At 65.5% G+C, this 16002-nt stretch carries 12 protein-coding genes; 3 read left to right on the top strand and 9 right to left on the bottom strand.

What is annotated here, in order from left to right; genetic code table 11:
* Window positions 1-145 precede the first annotated feature (145 nt).
* From ABMA46_RS13175 to ABMA46_RS13190, 4 genes are read right to left on the bottom strand one after another with little or no spacing between them, the layout of a single operon-like run.
* Window positions 146-1327, bottom strand: a complete 1182-nt coding sequence (locus ABMA46_RS13175) for a pyridoxal phosphate-dependent aminotransferase (protein WP_348999952.1) — start codon at window positions 1325-1327, stop codon at window positions 146-148.
* Window position 1328: 1 nt separating this feature from the next.
* Window positions 1329-2018: an HAD-IA family hydrolase gene (locus ABMA46_RS13180; RefSeq protein WP_348999954.1), complete on the bottom strand. Its 690-nt coding sequence runs from the start codon at window positions 2016-2018 to the stop codon at window positions 1329-1331.
* Window positions 2015-4468, bottom strand: a complete 2454-nt coding sequence (locus ABMA46_RS13185; RefSeq protein ID WP_348999955.1) for a GcvT family protein — start codon at window positions 4466-4468, stop codon at window positions 2015-2017. The genes ABMA46_RS13180 and ABMA46_RS13185 overlap by 4 nt, the downstream gene beginning before the upstream one ends.
* 19 nt (window positions 4469-4487) lie before the next feature.
* A complete protein-coding gene (locus ABMA46_RS13190; RefSeq protein WP_348999957.1) occupies window positions 4488-5090 on the bottom strand; it encodes a helix-turn-helix domain-containing protein in 603 nt (200 codons plus the stop codon).
* Between the two features lie 175 nt (window positions 5091-5265).
* On the opposite strand from ABMA46_RS13190, the gene ABMA46_RS13195 reads away from it, so the two are divergent.
* Window positions 5266-5976, top strand: a complete 711-nt coding sequence (locus tag ABMA46_RS13195) for a nitroreductase (protein WP_348999958.1) — start codon at window positions 5266-5268, stop codon at window positions 5974-5976.
* Window positions 5977-6045: 69 nt separating this feature from the next.
* On the opposite strand, the gene ABMA46_RS13200 is transcribed toward ABMA46_RS13195, so the two are convergent.
* From ABMA46_RS13200 to ABMA46_RS13220, 5 genes are all read right to left on the bottom strand, one after another.
* Window positions 6046-7488 carry an MFS transporter gene (locus tag ABMA46_RS13200; protein ID WP_348999960.1) on the bottom strand — a complete coding sequence of 481 codons (1443 nt, stop codon included), beginning with the start codon at window positions 7486-7488 and terminating at the stop codon, window positions 6046-6048.
* A gap of 139 nt (window positions 7489-7627) precedes the next feature.
* Window positions 7628-8260, bottom strand: coding sequence for a sarcosine oxidase subunit gamma family protein (gene soxG, locus ABMA46_RS13205; protein WP_348999962.1), 633 nt, complete (start codon window positions 8258-8260; stop codon window positions 7628-7630).
* Entirely contained in the window at window positions 8253-11270 is a 3018-nt protein-coding gene (locus ABMA46_RS13210; protein ID WP_348999964.1) for a sarcosine oxidase subunit alpha family protein, read from the bottom strand. The genes soxG and ABMA46_RS13210 overlap by 8 nt, the downstream gene beginning before the upstream one ends.
* On the bottom strand, window positions 11267-11557 hold the full coding sequence (locus ABMA46_RS13215; protein WP_348999966.1) for a sarcosine oxidase subunit delta family protein: 291 nt from the start codon (window positions 11555-11557) through the stop codon (window positions 11267-11269). Before ABMA46_RS13215 ends, ABMA46_RS13210 begins: the two co-directional genes overlap by 4 nt.
* Before the next feature lie 9 nt (window positions 11558-11566).
* Window positions 11567-12826 (bottom strand): sarcosine oxidase subunit beta family protein, encoded by a 1260-nt coding sequence (locus ABMA46_RS13220; protein WP_348999967.1) that lies wholly within the window; start codon window positions 12824-12826, stop codon window positions 11567-11569.
* A gap of 179 nt (window positions 12827-13005) precedes the next feature.
* Between ABMA46_RS13220 and ABMA46_RS13225 the strand changes: the two genes are divergently transcribed.
* Complete coding sequence (locus ABMA46_RS13225; protein ID WP_425475743.1) at window positions 13006-15519, top strand: mechanosensitive ion channel family protein; 2514 nt, start codon at window positions 13006-13008, stop codon at window positions 15517-15519.
* Between the two features lie 122 nt (window positions 15520-15641).
* A complete protein-coding gene (locus tag ABMA46_RS13230; protein WP_348999970.1) occupies window positions 15642-15905 on the top strand; it encodes a hypothetical protein in 264 nt (87 codons plus the stop codon).
* The last annotated feature ends 97 nt before the right edge of the window (window positions 15906-16002 follow it).

Genomic DNA, 16002 nt, shown 5'->3' on the forward strand with positions numbered 1-16002 from the left:
GTGATCCGTATCGACGCACAGCGTTTGAGCGAGGCACCCCCACCCCTAACCCCTCCCCTCAAGGGGGAGGGGGATTCAGGGCGCGGCAGCTTCCCCTCCCCCTTGAGGGGAGGGGTTAGGGGTGGGGGTGAGATGAGAGGTGGAATCAAGCCGCCTTGCTCCGGTAGGTCGAAGCAAAACGGCGAAGCCGGTTGGCGGCCTCGCGCAGCACGTCTTCCGGCTGGCACAGGCTGATGCGGATGTGCCCCGCCGCCGCCTCGCCGAAGGAGGAGCCGGGCATGACCGCCACCTTTTCGGTATCGAGGAAGGCCCAGGCGAATTTCTCGTCGTCCGGCTCGACCGCCGAGATGTCGAGCATCACGTACATGCCGCCGTCCGAGCCGCGCACCGTCACATCGTTCATCCCGCGTACCGCGTCGAGGAAAACTGCACGGCGCGCCGCATAGAGCCCGGCGATTTCCTTCACGCCGAAGTCCCCGTTCAACGCCTCGATCGCCGCGCGGCTGATGAAGTCGTTCAGGCCGTAGGTGTTGACGAGGTTGAGGCTGACGAGGAGCGCGATGAATTCCGCCGGCCCGGTCAGCCAACCGAGGCGCCAGCCGGTCATGCCGTGGCTCTTCGACATGGAGTTGATGACCAGCGTGCGCTCGGCCATGCCGGGCAGGGAGCGCGGCGAGACATGCTCGCCGCCGCCCAGCGTCCAGTAGACCTCGTCGGACAGCAACCACAGGTCATGGCGCCGGCAGACGTCGGCGATACCCTCCAGCGACTGCCGCGTATAGACCGCGCCGGTCGGGTTGTTCGGCGTGTTGAGGAGAATGGCGCGTGTGTTCGGCTGCACGGCCTTTTCGATGGCGGCGGCATCCGGTTGGAAACCATCCTCTGGCCGCGCCTCGACCACGGTGAAACCGGCTTCCGCCGCGCGGAAGGTACCGGGATAGGTCGCGTAATAGGGCGCCACGACGATGGCGTGGTCGCCGCTGTCGATCACGCCCTGCACGGCTGCGTAGAGCGCCGACTGGCCACCCGGCGTGGCGATGACCTCATCGGGCCTCGTCGGGACTCCGGTGCAAAGCGTCGAGATGCGTGCCATCGCCTCACGCAGCGCCGGCAGGCCCGCCAGTTGCGTGTAGTGATGGTGACCGGCGCGCAGCGCCGTCACGCAGGCCTCGACTGTTTCGGTGGGCGTATCGAAGTCGTGATCGCCGACGGACAGCATGACGATGTCCTCACCCGCCTGGCTGCGGGTCATGGCGGCGAAATGCACCTCCCAGCCGTCCTTGCCGGAGGGGATGATGCCGGAAATCCGCTTCGATGGCTTCGGCATGTCAGGCCTCCGCCTTTTCGAGGAGCCGCACCTGCCGCGAAACCGTCAGCCATCCGTTTTGGTCAGGGAGACCACGCACATCGTCGTAGCCGGTCAACGTCGGGTGGCGGATTTCGGTGGGATGACGGTGTGTGGCCGTGATCACCGCCAGCGCGGTTCCGGCCGCTTCGGCGGCGGCGATGCCGGCGGGCGCGTCCTCGAAGACGAGGCAGTCGGCCGGATCGAGGCCGAGCCTGCTGGCCGCGAGCAGAAAGCAGTCTGGGGCCGGCTTTCCGTTTTCGACCTCCTCTCCGGTCACCATCATGGCCGGCACCGGCAGGCCGGCCGCTTCCAGCCGGCGCAGGGCCAGCTTGCGCGGTGCGGACGTGACGATCGCCCAGCGGTCACCCGGCAGGCCATTCAGGAATGAAGCAGCGCCTGAAATTGCGGTGATGCCCTCGACGTCGTCCATCTCGGCCTGCGTGAGCCACGCGGCCTCGGCCGCCAGATCGATGCCGGCGAGGTTCTGGCGGCGCATCGTCTCTGTCGCGCGCATTCCGTGGATGGTCGGCAGGAAGCTGGCGGCGTCGATGCCGTGCCTTGTCGCCCAGACGGACCAGACGCGCTCGGCGGCGGCGATGGAATCGAGGATCGTCCCGTCCATGTCGAACAGGAATGCGCCGAAGGAGCGGTCGAAAAGGGGCTCGGTCATGCACGCAGCCTTTCGTTCTTCGGGTCCCACAGGGGCTCGTCCTTCTGCACGACGGCCTTGAAGCGGTCGCCGAAGATCTCGACCTCGACGGTGGAACCGGGCTCGGCGAGGTCGGCCCGGATCATGCCGAGCGCGATCGACTTGTCCACCCTGTGGCCCCAGCCTCCTGACAGCGTTTCGCCAACAATCTTGCCGCCGCTCCACAGCGTCGACATGTAGGGTGCGTCGCATTCGCCGGGATTCTCCATCACCAATGTGACGAAGCGTTTGGCGACGCCCCGCTGCTTTTCATTGGCAAGCGCCGTTTTGCCCCGGAAATCTGGCTTCTCCCATTTGACGAAGCGCTCCAGTCCACCTTGCAGGACCGTGTAGTCGGTCGACAGGTCCTGCTTCCAGGCGCGGTAGCCTTTTTCGAGCCGGAGCGAATCCAGTGCGAACATGCCGAACGGCTTCAGCCCGTGCTTCTGCCCGGTATTCCAGACGGCGTCGAACACGGCGGCGGTGTCTTCCACCTTGGTATGCAGTTCCCAGCCGAGTTCGCCGGCGAAGGAAACGCGCACCAGTTGCAGCCAGCGCCCGCCGATCCGGCAGGACTGGTGCGTGAGCCAGGGGAGAGACAGGTCGGCGTCGCACGCTTCGGACAGGATTTTCCGCGCGTTCGGCCCGGTGAGGATATGGCAGGAGAACCGCTCGGTGACGTTTTCCAGCGTCATTGACGTGCCTTGCGGCAAATGACTTCGCAGCCATTCGAAGTCGTGCTGTTCCGCGACGGCGGCGGTGATGAGGAAGAACAGGTTCTCCTCGATCGCCATGATCGACATTTCGGTGACGATCCGGCCCTTGTCGTCGGCGAAGTAGCCGAGGCCGATGCGTCCCGGCTTGGGCACGATGCCGGTGATCTGGCTGGACAGCCAGTCGCGTGCGCCGTCGCCGGCAAGCCGGAAGCGTGCGAAGCCGGGCAGATCGAGGATGCCGGCGGCGTCGCGGACGGCCAGACATTCTTCGCGGATGCGCTTCTGCCAGGGGCCGTCGCGGCGGAAAGTCTGGGTCGATTCCTCGGACGTGTCGTCGCCGGGATGCGCATACCAGTTGGCGCGCTCCCAGCCGTTGGCGACGCCGAACTGCGCCCCCAACGCGGCGATGCGGTCGTGGATGGCCGAGAGCTTGCGACCGCGCGCGGCCGGCCAGGCATGGCGCGGGAAATGGATGGCGTATTCGTGGCCGTAGACCTCCATGCCCTTGGCCACGGCGTAGTCCGGTTCGGAAGCGAAGGCGGTGAAGCGGCGCGGATCGCAGGACCACATATCCCATTCGGTCGCGCCTTCGGTGATCCATTCGGCCAGAACCTTGCCGGCCCCGCCGGCCTGGGCGATGCCGAAGGTGAAGACGCAGGCCTCGAAGGCGTTCGGCACGCCCGGCATCGGCCCGATCAGCGGATTGCCGTCCGGCGCGTAGGGGATCGGACCGTTGATGACCTTCGACAGGCCGGCGGTGCCGAGGATCGGCACACGCCCGACGGCGTCGTTCAGATACCATTCCAGTCGTTCGAGATCGTCCGGAAAGAGCTGGAACGAAAAATCCGCCGGCATGGGATCGTCCGACGACGCCCAATGGGCACGGCAGTTGCGCTCGTAGGGGCCGAGGTTCATGCCGTTCTTTTCCTGGCGCAGATACCAGGACGTATCGACGTCACGCAGCAGCGGCAGCTTGTGCCCGGCTTCCTTCGACCATGCGGCCAGTTCGGGAATTTCCTCGAACAATATGTATTGATGGCTCATCACCATCATGGGGATATCGCGGCCGAACATCTTTCCTACTTCCGCCGCACGGTAGCCGGCCGCGTTGACGACGATCTCGCAGCGGATATCGCCCTTCTCGGTCCCGATCACCCATTCGTCGTTTTCGCGCCGTACGCCGGTGACCGGGCAGAAGCGCACGATCTTCGCGCCGAGGTCGCGAGCGCCCTTGGCGAGTGCCTGTGTCAATTGCGCGGGATCGATGTCGCCGTCGTTCGGATCGTACAGCGCACCCTTCAGCTCATGCGTGTCGATGAATGGGTAGCGCTTGACGATCTCGTCCGCGCCGATGACGTCGATGTCCATGCCCTGGTAGCGGCCCATGCCCTTGGCGCGCTGGAATTCGCGCATGCGCTCGTCCGTATGGGCGAGGCGCAGCGAGCCGGTGACGTGGTAGTTCATCGGATAGTCGACCGCCTGCGCCAGCCCGCGATAAAGCTCGGTCGAATAGCGCTGCATGTTCATCAGCGACCAGGAGGTCGAGAAGGTCGGCACGTTGCCGGCGGCGTGCCACGTCGAGCCGGAGGTCAGCTCGTTCTTTTCCAGCAGAACACAGTCGGTCCAGCCGGCCTTGGCGAGGTGATAGAGCGCAGAACAACCGACGGCGCCGCCGCCGATGATGACCACGCGCGCCCGTGCCGGTAGTTCCGCCATGTCGAACCTCCCAATTTCCTCAATACACCGGTGGCGAAACCACCCAGATGACGACCGCCGGTTCGGTGCCGGGATTGCGCCAGCGGTGGGTCTTCTTCTCGAAGCGGAAACTGTCGCCGGGCCCAAGCCTGTGCCAGACGCCGTCGATCTCGATCTCGAAGACGCCGGAAACGATATAGCCTGCTTCCTCGGTCTGCCTGAGTGACCGCGTCGGCAGTTCGGCGCCGGGCGCGAATTCCGAGCGCACCATCTCGAAGCTGCCGCCAAGGTCCGGCGACAGAAGTTCCTCGACCAGGCCGGTCTCGCGCGTGCCGAGGGTGCGGCGCCGGCCGGCGCGGACCACGGCGCCCCGCTCGCTCTCCTCGGGAACGTCGTGGCCGAAGAACAGGCTGATGGGGACGTCGAACAGGGTCGCGAAGGCTCGCATGTCCGCCAGCGAAGGCATCGACAGACCGCGTTCCACCTGGCTCACCCAGCCGACGGAACGGCCGAGCTCGAGCGCGATCTCCGTAAGCGTCAGGCCGCGTGCCTTGCGCAGCGCGCGAATGTCGCCCGCCAGAAGATGCTCATGGCCGGCGGCTTCAGGCTTCTGCGATTCCGATTTTGCGGCCGGTTGCGCCACGTTGGAACTTTCATGAAAATTTCCGTATGAATTTCATGAGAGCCTCGTGCTCTGAAAAAATCAAGCGGAATTTCACACCTGCCAAGATTTGCTTGCGGACAACCGGCGCTTGGGGCAAGGCAGGCCGGCGAATGCGAGAGGGGCTGCAGGCGCGATTCCTGGCGAGAGGGTGAGCATGCTGGCCCCTGACAAGACCATTGCCGACACGGATACCGTAGCGAGCGTTGACGCGGCGATCGTGTCGAGACGCTCGGTACGGGCATTTCTTCCCCGCCCGGTCGATGAGGCGACGATCCGCGACATACTCGAAGTGGCCGCCCGCGCGCCGTCCGGCACCAATATGCAGCCCTGGCGGGTGTATGTCGCCACGGGTGCAGTCAAGCAGCGCATCGGCGACGCGATCCTGAATTGCGGCATCCGCGCCGAAAAGGCCGAGTGGGACGAATACAAATACTATCCCGACCAGTTCTTCGAGCCGTATCTGACGCGCCGCCGCGCCAACGGCTTCGGCCTCTATAGCGTGCTGGGCATAGGCCGGCGCGAGGTCGACCGCATGCGCGCGCAGCACGACCGCAACTTTGTGTTCTTCGACGCACCGGTGGGCATGATCTTCACCATCGACCGGCGGCTCAACCAGGGCTCGTGGATCGATTACGGCATGTTCCTTCAGAACATCATGATCGCGGCACGGGCGCGGGGGCTGGACACCTGTCCGCAGGCGGCCTTCGCGCCCTATCACCGGCAGATCCGTCCGGTGCTCGGCATTACCGACGAAGAGGTCGTGGTCTGCGGCATGGCGCTCGGCTACGAGGACACGTCGAAGCCCGAAGCCACCTTCCGCACCGACCGCGCGCCGCTGGACGAGTGGGTGACGTTTGCGGAGTAAAGGCAGCCGGCAATCGGCAGTCGCCAATCGGGAATAGACAGCGAACGCAATCTTCCGACTGCCGATTGCCTACTCACTACCCACCACCACATTCCCGCTCACATGCGCACCGTCTTGCGGCGTGAGTTTCAGATAGGCGAACAGCGCGCTCAGCGTGACGAGCGCTTCGGCGATGAACAGAATGCGGAAATCGCCCGTCGCGGCATGGCCCTTCGCGGACGACAGCAGGGACAGCGCCGCCGCGGCGGTGCCGATACTGACGGCGACGGCGAGCTGCCACAGGATGTAATAGAGCGCGCTGAAGCGGGCGAGTTGTTCCGGCGCGATGTCCGAATAGGAAAGGTTGCCGGACGAGGCCCATTGCGCCGAGCGGAAGACGCCGAAGACGAAGATGTAGGCCAGAACGATCCATACCGGCGTCGTCGCCTGGAACAGCGCGAAGCCGGCGACCAGCGCCGCGCAGATCGGCGTGTTGATGACCAGCAGACGGCGAAAGCCCAGCCGGCGCAGCACCATCGGCATCACGAAGCGCGTCAGCAGCGAGCCGACCGCCGCTACGAAAGTCAGCGACCCGGCGCGCACCGCGCTCATGCCGAAGCCGAGCTGGAACATCAGCGGCAGCAGGAACATCACCGCGCTCATGCCGATCGTGTCCAGCCCGCCACCGGTCGCGAACGAAATCCGGAACGTGCGGATGCGCAGGAGTTTCAGGTCGAGGATGGGGTTCGGGCTGCGCAGGCAGTGGAACGACGCGACGGCCAGAACCGCCGTCGCCAGGGTGATCTGGAAAAGGATGGGACCGATGGCCAAATCCTTCTCCGCCATCGAATCCATGCCGAGCACCAGAAGCACCATGCCGACCCCGACCAGGCCGAATCCGGTCAGGTCGAGCGGCGTGCGGACCGACTTGCGCGCAGAGGGGAACAGGACGGCGCCGAACAGCGCCACCACCAGCGCGATCGGAATATTGATGAAGAAGATCCAGCGCCAGGAAACGTAGGTGGTGAGCGCGCCGCCGACCAGCGGTCCGACCAGCGGTCCGGTCTGTCCCGCCAGCGATATGTACATGTTGATCTTGAGCGTGCGGCTGCGCGGAAAGCTTTGCAGTACCGTCACCTGCCCCAGCGTGCCCATCAGCGCGCCGCCGAAGCCTTGCAGGGCGCGCGCGCCGACCAGCGTCCACAGGCCGCCGGCCATGCCACATAGGGCCGACGCCGCGCCGAAGATCAGCACGGCGACGCAATAGGCGTTCCTCAGGCCGAAGCGGTCCGCGGCCCAACTGCCGATGGGCATGGAGACGATCAGACTGGCGACATAGACGGTCACCAGCAGCCCGAGTTCGCTGGGCGGCCGGGCGAGGCTTTCGCCGATGCCGGGCAGGGCGGTGACGATCACGTTCTGGTCGAGGCTCGTCATGAAGACGCCGAAGGCGACGGTGACGGGAACCAGCAGCGACACCCCGCCCGACTGGTCGAGGCGGGCCGATTCTGTCGCCGTGATGTCTGCGCTCATGAAGGCGAACCGGATTGCCGTGCGGCGCGCGGATATGCGCTGAGTCCGGCGCCATTATCGGACAGGCGAACAGCCCCTCAAGCGACAGTGGCGCCGGCCGATGATGCCAGAAGAACAAACGCCGTCGAGCAGCCGGGTGTCAGGCGACCTCGTATCCGACTTCCGCCGCGCCGTGGCACAGCGCTTTCCAGAACGAGCGCGCGAAAGAGCGGAAGACGTAGATGTCGAACTGCTCGGGCGCGCTGCGCTGGATTTGCGCGAACACGTCGTGATGCATGGTCGAGCGCCCGGCTCCGACCGGGAAAACGGAAAGCGCGAAGTCGATCGCGAAGAACTTCGCCATGATCCATTCGGCTTCCGGCCCCTCGACGCGGATGACGGTGCGGCCGTGAGAGAGGTCGGTGACCGTGCCGATTGCCGGCGTGACGGCCTTGGCGAACGCGGCCGCCAAGTCGTTGTCGCTACTGGCGAGGAATTTTCCCGGTGCGATGCCGAAAGCCGCCTTCGCGCCGTCGGCGCTGCCGCTGCCCGGCTGTTCGGCGATCGTCAGCCCCATCACTGAGCCGATGATGTCGCGGAGCTTTCCCTCCTGGCCTGGCCATGCCGCAAGCTGAACGATCGAGGCCGGCGCGGTCTCGCTCAGCGCGACGCCGATGCCGCTTTCGAAATCGCCATGCGAACCGGGGCGGTAGACCGGGGCCAGCGGCGATTCACGCTCGACGAGGCTACGCGCCGCCGCGCCGGCCGGGACTAGTGCGCTTTTCCTAGCCATGCATGCGGCTCCCTTCGGGGTCGAAGAAATGATGGCTGACGATCTCGACCGGGCCGTAGCGGCCACGCAGCGGGTCCGAAGTGAAGGCGCGCGTGCCATGCAGCGCCTTGCCGCCCTCCACGAGAGCCAGTCCGATGTATTTGCTGAGCGAAGGCGAATAGCAGACGGCGGTGATATGGCCGATCGAGCCGTGCGGGTTCTCCTTGTCGATCTGCCGCACGACATGCGCGCCGCCGTTGAGCGGGCGGTTGTCGAGCGAGACGAGGCCGACCAGTTGCAGCCGGTCCCTCGCGACCAGTCCCTCGCGGTCCATCATGGCCGAGCCGATGAACGGCTTCTTCTTCGACAGCATCCAGTCGAGGTGAAGGTCTCGCGCCGTGGTGCGGCCATCGATCTCTGCGCCGGTGACGTGACCCTTTTCGATGCGCATCGTGCCCAGCGCTTCCATCCCGTAAGGAACGAGGCCGAACGGTTTGCCGGCCTCCATCAGCGCTTCCCATACATGCGTGCCCCAGCCGGCGCCGCAATAGACCTCGAAGGCCATTTCACCGGAAAAGGAAAGCCGGCAGATCATCACCGGGACCCCGGCGATCTCGCCATGCACCAGGCCCATGAAGGGCAGCGCCGCGTTATCGACGGCCGTACCCTTCACACATGCCGCCAGAATGGCGCGGGCGTTCGGGCCGCCGATCGCCGCGCCCGCCCATTCGTCGGTGACGGAGGTGACGGTGACCTTGAGGTCCGGCCAGATCACGTCGAGGAAATATTCCAGATGCTGCATGACCTTGCCGGCATTGGCGGTCGTCGTGGTCATGAGGAAGTCCTGCTCGCCCAGCCGCCAGGTGGTGCCATCGTCGAAGGCCAGTCCGTCCTCGCGCAGCATCAGGCCGTAGCGCGCCTTGCCGACTGCGAGCGTGGAGAACATGTTGGTATAGACGCGGTCGAGGAACTCGGCCGCATCCGGCCCCTGCACGGCGATCTTGCCAAGCGTCGACACGTCCACGATTCCGGCCGAACCGCGCGTGGATCTGGTCTCGCGGACATAGGCCTGCTCGACGGTTTCGCCGGCATGGCCGTAGATCTGCGGTCGCCACCACAGGCCGGCGGGCTGCATGGTCGCGCCGTTGGCGACGTGCCAGTCGTGCATCGGCGTCAGCCGCTCGGCCTTCAGGTCGCCATAGCGTTCGCCCGCCAGCGAACCGATCGAAACCGCCGCATAAGGCGGGCGGAAGCGGGTCGTGCCGACCTCCGGGATCGGCTTGCCGAGCGCCGCCGCCATGATGGCGAGGCCGGGCACGTTGGAGGTCTTGCCCTGGTCGGTCGCCATGCCGAGCGTGGTGTAGCGCTTCAGGTGCTCGACGGAGACGAAGCCCTCGCGATGGGCGAGGCGAACGTCGGCGGCGGTCACGTCGTGCTGGAAATCGACGAAGCTTTTTCCCGGTGCCTTGATTTCGAAAACCGGCGCGGGCTCGGCGTTGCCGGGCAGTGCATCGACCGCCGGCGGATCGAAACCCGCCGCCTTGCCGCCTGAAGCCGCCACGCCTGCCGCATGACCCTCGGCGATCGCGGCTGCGGTCTCCATCGTGCCGTTGAACGCGCCGGCGCCGGTCCATTTCTGCGTCGGCTGCGGCGGCAGGAAGGCCTGCAAGGCCTCGTTCCATTCGGCCTTGGCGCCGGCCTGGCTGGCGAGATGGATCGCCGGCGACCAGCCTCCCGAGACGATCAGGCAATCCGCGTGGAGGCTGCGCGCCTCGCCGGACAACGCGCCGGTCACCTGGTCGAACCGCTGGACCTTGATGCCCGACAGCGCCTTGCCGCCTTCGGTCGCGACCACGGCATGGCCGGCCAGCAGGTCGGTTTCCGCTTGCGTGGCCAAATCGCGCATTGCGGCCGATACGTCGGAACGGACATCCACGATCGTCACGATCGAAGCGCCGGCGTTCTTCAGAGCCAAGGCCGCGCCATAGGCGCTGTCGTTGTTGGTGAAGACGGCGACCTTCTCACCGACGAGCACGCCGAACGCGTTGGCGTAGCGCTTCGCCGCGTCCGCCAGCATCACGCCCGGCCGGTCGTTGCCGGGAAACACCAGCGGTCGTTCGAGCGCGCCGGTGGCGAGCACGACCTGGCCGGTGCGGATCGTCCATTGCCGGTGACGCGGCTCGCCCTTGGCGGGATGCTCCTTGTGGTCGCTGACCCGCTCGACGGCGGCCATCGTGTTGCCGTCGTAATAGCCCCAGACCGTCGTGCGCGGCTGCAGCCGCACGTTCGGCAAAGCCTTGAGCTCCTTGACGAGCGAGGCGGCCCAATCGGCGGCGGGCTGGCCGTCTATGGTCTCGCCCGACCAGTTCGCGGACCCGCCGAAATTCGCATCGATGTCCGCCAGGATCACGCGCTTGCCTTCGGCGGCCGCAGTCCTTGCCGCGGTCAGCCCCGCTGGGCCGGCGCCCGCCACCAGCACGTCGCAGAAGGCGTTCATGCGTTCGTAGCGCGCCGTATCGGCCTCGCGGCCGGCGCGACCCAGGCCGGCGGCACGGCGGATGAAGTGCTCGCAGAACATCCAGAACCGGGTGCCCTTGAGCGGCCCGATCACCGGCCCCATGAAGGTCTTGTAGTAAAAGCCGGCCGCCAACAGCTTGCCGCCGAGCTGGTTCACCGCGCCGACATCCCATGCGAGCGAAGGAGAGCAGTTCTGGCTCTCCGCGCGCAACCCGTCGTGGATTTCGATCATGGTGGCGGGAATGTTGGGGTCGCGCACCTGCTGCCCCGCCTGTTGTCCCACGGGGCCGCGCAACACCGTGACCAATGCGTTCGGCTCGTCGACGCCGGCGGTCATGACCCCGCGCGGGCGGTGGTACTTGAACGAGCGGCCGAACAGCGAGACGCCGTTGGCGAGCAGGGCGGACGCCAGCGTGTCGCCGGCATGGCCGGTGTAGGAAACGCCGTCGAAGGTGAAGCGGACGGTCTTCAGGCGATCGACGCGCCCGCCGCTGTCCGACCGGCGCGGGCTCACGAGCGCGCTCCCTTGCGTGCGGCGGCGCCGGCGGGTTCGCGCACCGGGACGGGGGACGACATCTCATGTGTCAGCGTATTGCGCACCACACGCAGATGGATGCGGCAGCCGCCGGAATGCTGCCAGATCTCGTTGTGGTCGCCTGCCGGGTTGAGCCGGCCGTAGACATAGTCGTTCCAGGCGTCGAGATCCTGCGACGCCGCTTCGGGGCGCCGGCGGTTGCCGTCTCCCTGATAGGTGAATTCGGACACGTCGCGCGGGCCGCAATAGGGACAGGTGATCAGCATGAGGCTTCTCTAATGCAGCCTGGGCGTGGCGCCCTGGCCCTTTTCGTCGATCAGGATGCCGCGATTGAAGCGGTCGAGCGTGAAGGCGGCGTTGAATTCGTGCGGTTCGTCGCGGGCGATGGTGTGGGCGAAGCAGAAGCCGGAGGCTGGAGTCGCCTTGAAGCCGCCGTAGCACCAGCCGCAATTCAGATACATGCCGGGCAGGGGGCCTTTGGTGATGACCGGAGAGCCGTCCATCGACATGTCGCACACGCCGCCCCAGGAGCGCAGCAGCCGCACCCCGCCGAGCGAGGGGAACATCGCCAGCATCTCGCTCATCACGTCCTCGACGATCGGCAGGTTGCCGCGCTGGGCGTAGGAATTGTAGCCGTCGATGTCGCCGCCGTAGACGAGCCCGCCCTTGTCGGACTGGTTGATGTAGCAATGGCCCATGCCGAAGGTCACGACCGTATCCAGGAACGGCTTGATCGATTCGGTGACGAAGGCTTGCAGGACGTGGCTCTCGATCGGCAGGCGATCGATGCCGGCCAGTTGCATCACGCGGCCGGTCGAGCCGGCCACGGCCACGCCCACCTTCTTCGCCCGGATCTCGCCGCGCGAGGTGGTGACGCCGACGATCCGGTCGCCGTCCCTGAGGAAGCCAGTGACCTCGCAGTTCTCGATGATGTCGACGCCGCGCCGATCCGCGCCGCGCGCATACCCCCAGGCGACCGCGTCATGACGGGCCGTGCCGGCGCGCGGCTGCATCAAGCCGCCGTGAATGGGAAAGCGGGCACTTGCCGAAATGTCCATGGCCGGGATCAGTTTCTTGATCTCGGCCGGCGTCATCAGTTCGGCGTCGACGCCCTGGTGGCGCATGGCATTGCCGCGTCGGGCGAAGTCGTCCAGTTGCGCCGGTGTATGGGCGAGGTTGAGAACGCCGCGCTGCGAGAACATGACGTTGTAGTTGAGGTCGTGGGAGAGGTTCTCCCACAGCTTCATCGAATGTTCGTAGAAGCGCGTGTTGGGCGGCAGCATGTAGTTGGAGCGTATCGTCACCGTGTTGCGGCCGACATTACCGGAGCCGAGATAGCCCTTCTCGAGCACCGCCACATTGGTGACGCCGTGTTCCTTGGCGAGGTAATAGGCGGTTGACAGGCCGTGGCCGCCGCCGCCGATGATGATGACGTCGTAGGAAGCCTTCGGCTGCGGCTTGCGCCACGCCGGCTTCCAGTCCTTGTTGCCGTTGAGGGCATTTTTCAGCAGCGCGAAGGCCGAATATTCCGCCATTGAGTCAGTTTTCCAGTTCGGGCGTCGGCAGACTATAGAGCAGGCGACACGGCCAAGGCCAATATTACGCCATCGCTTTTCGACAGGCCGACGTGCCTTGTTGCGGCCGCGCTTGCCGTATACGTCGCCGGCCACTATCAATTGCCGGCATTTCGAGAAGCCGAATCCGCCGAAGGTCACTGCCCTTGATTCGCCTTTCGCTCTCCCGATGGTTCCTCCGGCTGCTGATTGCGCTCATCGTGTGCGCTGGCGCCGTGCCGGCGCCGTTTGCCGCCGCTGTCGCGCAGGACATTGGCCAGACCACCCCGGCCAATCTCGTCGCCGACCAGCAGAAGGCGCTGAAGGATATCGCCGCGAAGGTCGACGATCTCGAAAAACAGATCGAACAGAACGGGCAGGATGACGACAAGCTCGTCGAGATCAAGCTGCAGCTCGAGGGCTTGGCGCCGCAGGTGCTGCAAAGCGCCGTCGCGTTCAGGCCGCGCCTGAACGACATCAACAAGCGGCTGGAGCAACTGGGGCCGGCGCCCGCCGAAGGCCAGCCGGCGGAGCCGGACATCGTCGCCACCGAACGCCAGGCGCTGGTGGCGGAGAAGGCCGATATCAATGCCGTCGTCGCCTCGGCCGAGGCATTGTCGGTCGGCATCGGTGGTCTCGTCAACGAGGTCGCGACGGCTCGCAGCGATCTGTTCCGCAGTTTTCTGACGAGGCGCTACGAACTGACCGACGCCTTCACCAGCAAGGTGGCCGCGGACGCCAAGGCGGAATTCGGAAATTTCGGCAGGACCATATCGTCCTGGCTCAACTTCGCTTTCAGGTTCAAGTTCCAGTCGGTGGTGGCGGCGACGTTCATGGCGCTCGCCGCCGCCTTCATTCTGCTGTTCGGTGGCCGCCGCCTTTTCAGCAGGCTCATAGACCCGACGATCCATGCCGACGGTCCGTCCTATCTCAGCCGGCTGTCGCGCGCCTTCTGGTCGACGCTGCTGCCGACGCTGGCCCTGGCCGTGTTTTTCACGGCCACCTATTTCTTCTACGACTATTACGGCGTTCTGCGCGGCGACATCGGCATATTCCTGCGCGCGGCCATGACGGTTATCGGCCTCGTCTTTTGCGTCAACCGGCTCACCAATGCCGCTCTGTCTCCGTCGCAGCCGCAATGGCGTCTGATCCCCGTCGAACCCCGCGCAGGGCGCTGGCTGGCGGCGCTGGCGACGGTGATGGCCGCCGTCCTCGGGTTCAACACCTTCCTGTCCATCGTCAATGACCAGATGGGCTCGCCGCTGTCGCTGACGGTCGCGCGCAGCTTCCTGGCCACGATCGTCGTCGGCATCCTGCTGATCCTGATGGGGTCGCTGAAGCCGTTCCGCTCGCAGTCCGGCGAGTGGCGGCGCTGGCCGATGTGGCTGCGATGCACGACCTTCTTGCTCGGCATCTTCACGATCGGGGCGGCCCTGCTCGGCTATATCGGCCTTGCGATCTTCGTGTCGCTTCAGGTCGTGGTTACGGGCACGATCCTGATCACCGCCTATATCGGGCTTCTGTCCGCGCGCGCCCTCGGCGCCGAGGGTGGGTTCGGAAATTCCTCGCTCGGACAATGGCTCGGCAGGAACTCGTCGCTCGAGGAAGGCACGCTCGATCAACTCGGGCTGGTCGTGAGCGTCGCGCTCAACATCCTCATCGTCGTCGTCTTCCTGCCGCTCATCCTTTTGATGTGGGGCTTCCGGTTCGGCGACATCGAAGCGTGGATCTACAGGCTGGCGACCGGCGTCACCATCGGATCGGTGACGATTTCGCTTGCCGACATTCTTTCGGGCATCGTCGTCTTCGTCATAGGCTACTTCCTGACACGGTGGTTCCAGGGCTGGCTCGACGGCTCGGTCATGGCGCGCGGCAAGGTCGACGCCGGCGTGCGCAATTCCATCAGACTGGTTGTCGGCTACGCCGGCATCGCGATCGCCGCGCTTGTCGGCATTTCCGCGGCGGGTATCGATCTTTCCAGCCTGGCGCTCGTCGCGGGCGGGCTCTCGCTCGGCATCGGTTTCGGCCTCCAGAACATCGTCCAGAATTTCGTATCCGGCCTGATCCTTCTGGCCGAGCGACCTTTCAAGGTGGGCGACTGGATTGTGGCCGGGACCACCAGCGGCACGGTGAAGAAGATCAGTGTCCGCGCGACCGAGATCGAGACGTTCCAGCGACAGTCTGTGATTATGCCGAACTCGGAGCTGATCAACGGGGCGGTCGGCAATTGGACCCATCGCAACAAGCTCGGACGGGTCGAGGTTCCGGTCGCGGTCGGATATGATTCGGATGCAAGGAAGGTTCATCAGATACTTCTCGACATCGCCACGTCCCATCCGATGGTGCTGAAGAACCCGGAACCGTTCGTGCTGTTCGCCGGCTTTGGCGACTCCGTGCTGAATTTCGAGATCCGCGTGTTTCTGGCCGATGTCGGCAACGGGTCGACCGTGCAGAACGATATTCGTTTCGCCGTACTGGAGGCCTTCCGCAACGAGGGTATCGGACTTCCGTTCCTGCAAAGGGACGTTCATATCAAGCGCGAGACGGCTGACGGAAAGCCGTGGCCGTCCGACGACGACAAGTCCGAGGTCGAATTGGCCGAACGCCATGCCAGACGCGCGGCAGCGCGGGCCACCAAACCCGCAGGGCGCCGAAGAAAACCCGATCCGGGCTGAGTTTCCATGCCGGCGTCGGTCCAATTGCGGCATGAACAAGGCATTCAGTTGCGGTTCAGCTTCAATCGCCTATAGATTGGCCTACAAGCGGAAGCAGGGGCGGTGGCGACACCGGGATTGATATGTTGAAATCGGCTATTGCCGTTCTGGTGGTTCTGGCCTCGGGTCAGGCCGCATTCGCGGCCACCGCCGTCAACAATGACAAGCAGCCCAGGACGCTGGTGGTGACGGAAGGCAGCAGCAAGTCCGAACTCTCGCTGGCTGCCGGCGAGACCGCGGAGTTCTGTCCCAACGGTTGCTTCGTCACCTTGCCGAACGGCGATCTCGAAGCCCTGAGCGGTTCCGAAACGGTGACCATCACCAACGGCGTCGGCACGGTCAAATAGCGGGGTCGTGACCAGCAGCGAAGGCCGGGCACTGCCCGGCCTTTTTGTTTGCGGCCGTCGTCGCGCCGCTGGCCTGCCGTGTCGCAAACAGGCGCTG

It is taken from the genome of Mesorhizobium hunchu (assembly GCF_040081975.1).
Lineage (GTDB): Bacteria > Pseudomonadota > Alphaproteobacteria > Rhizobiales > Rhizobiaceae > Mesorhizobium > Mesorhizobium hunchu.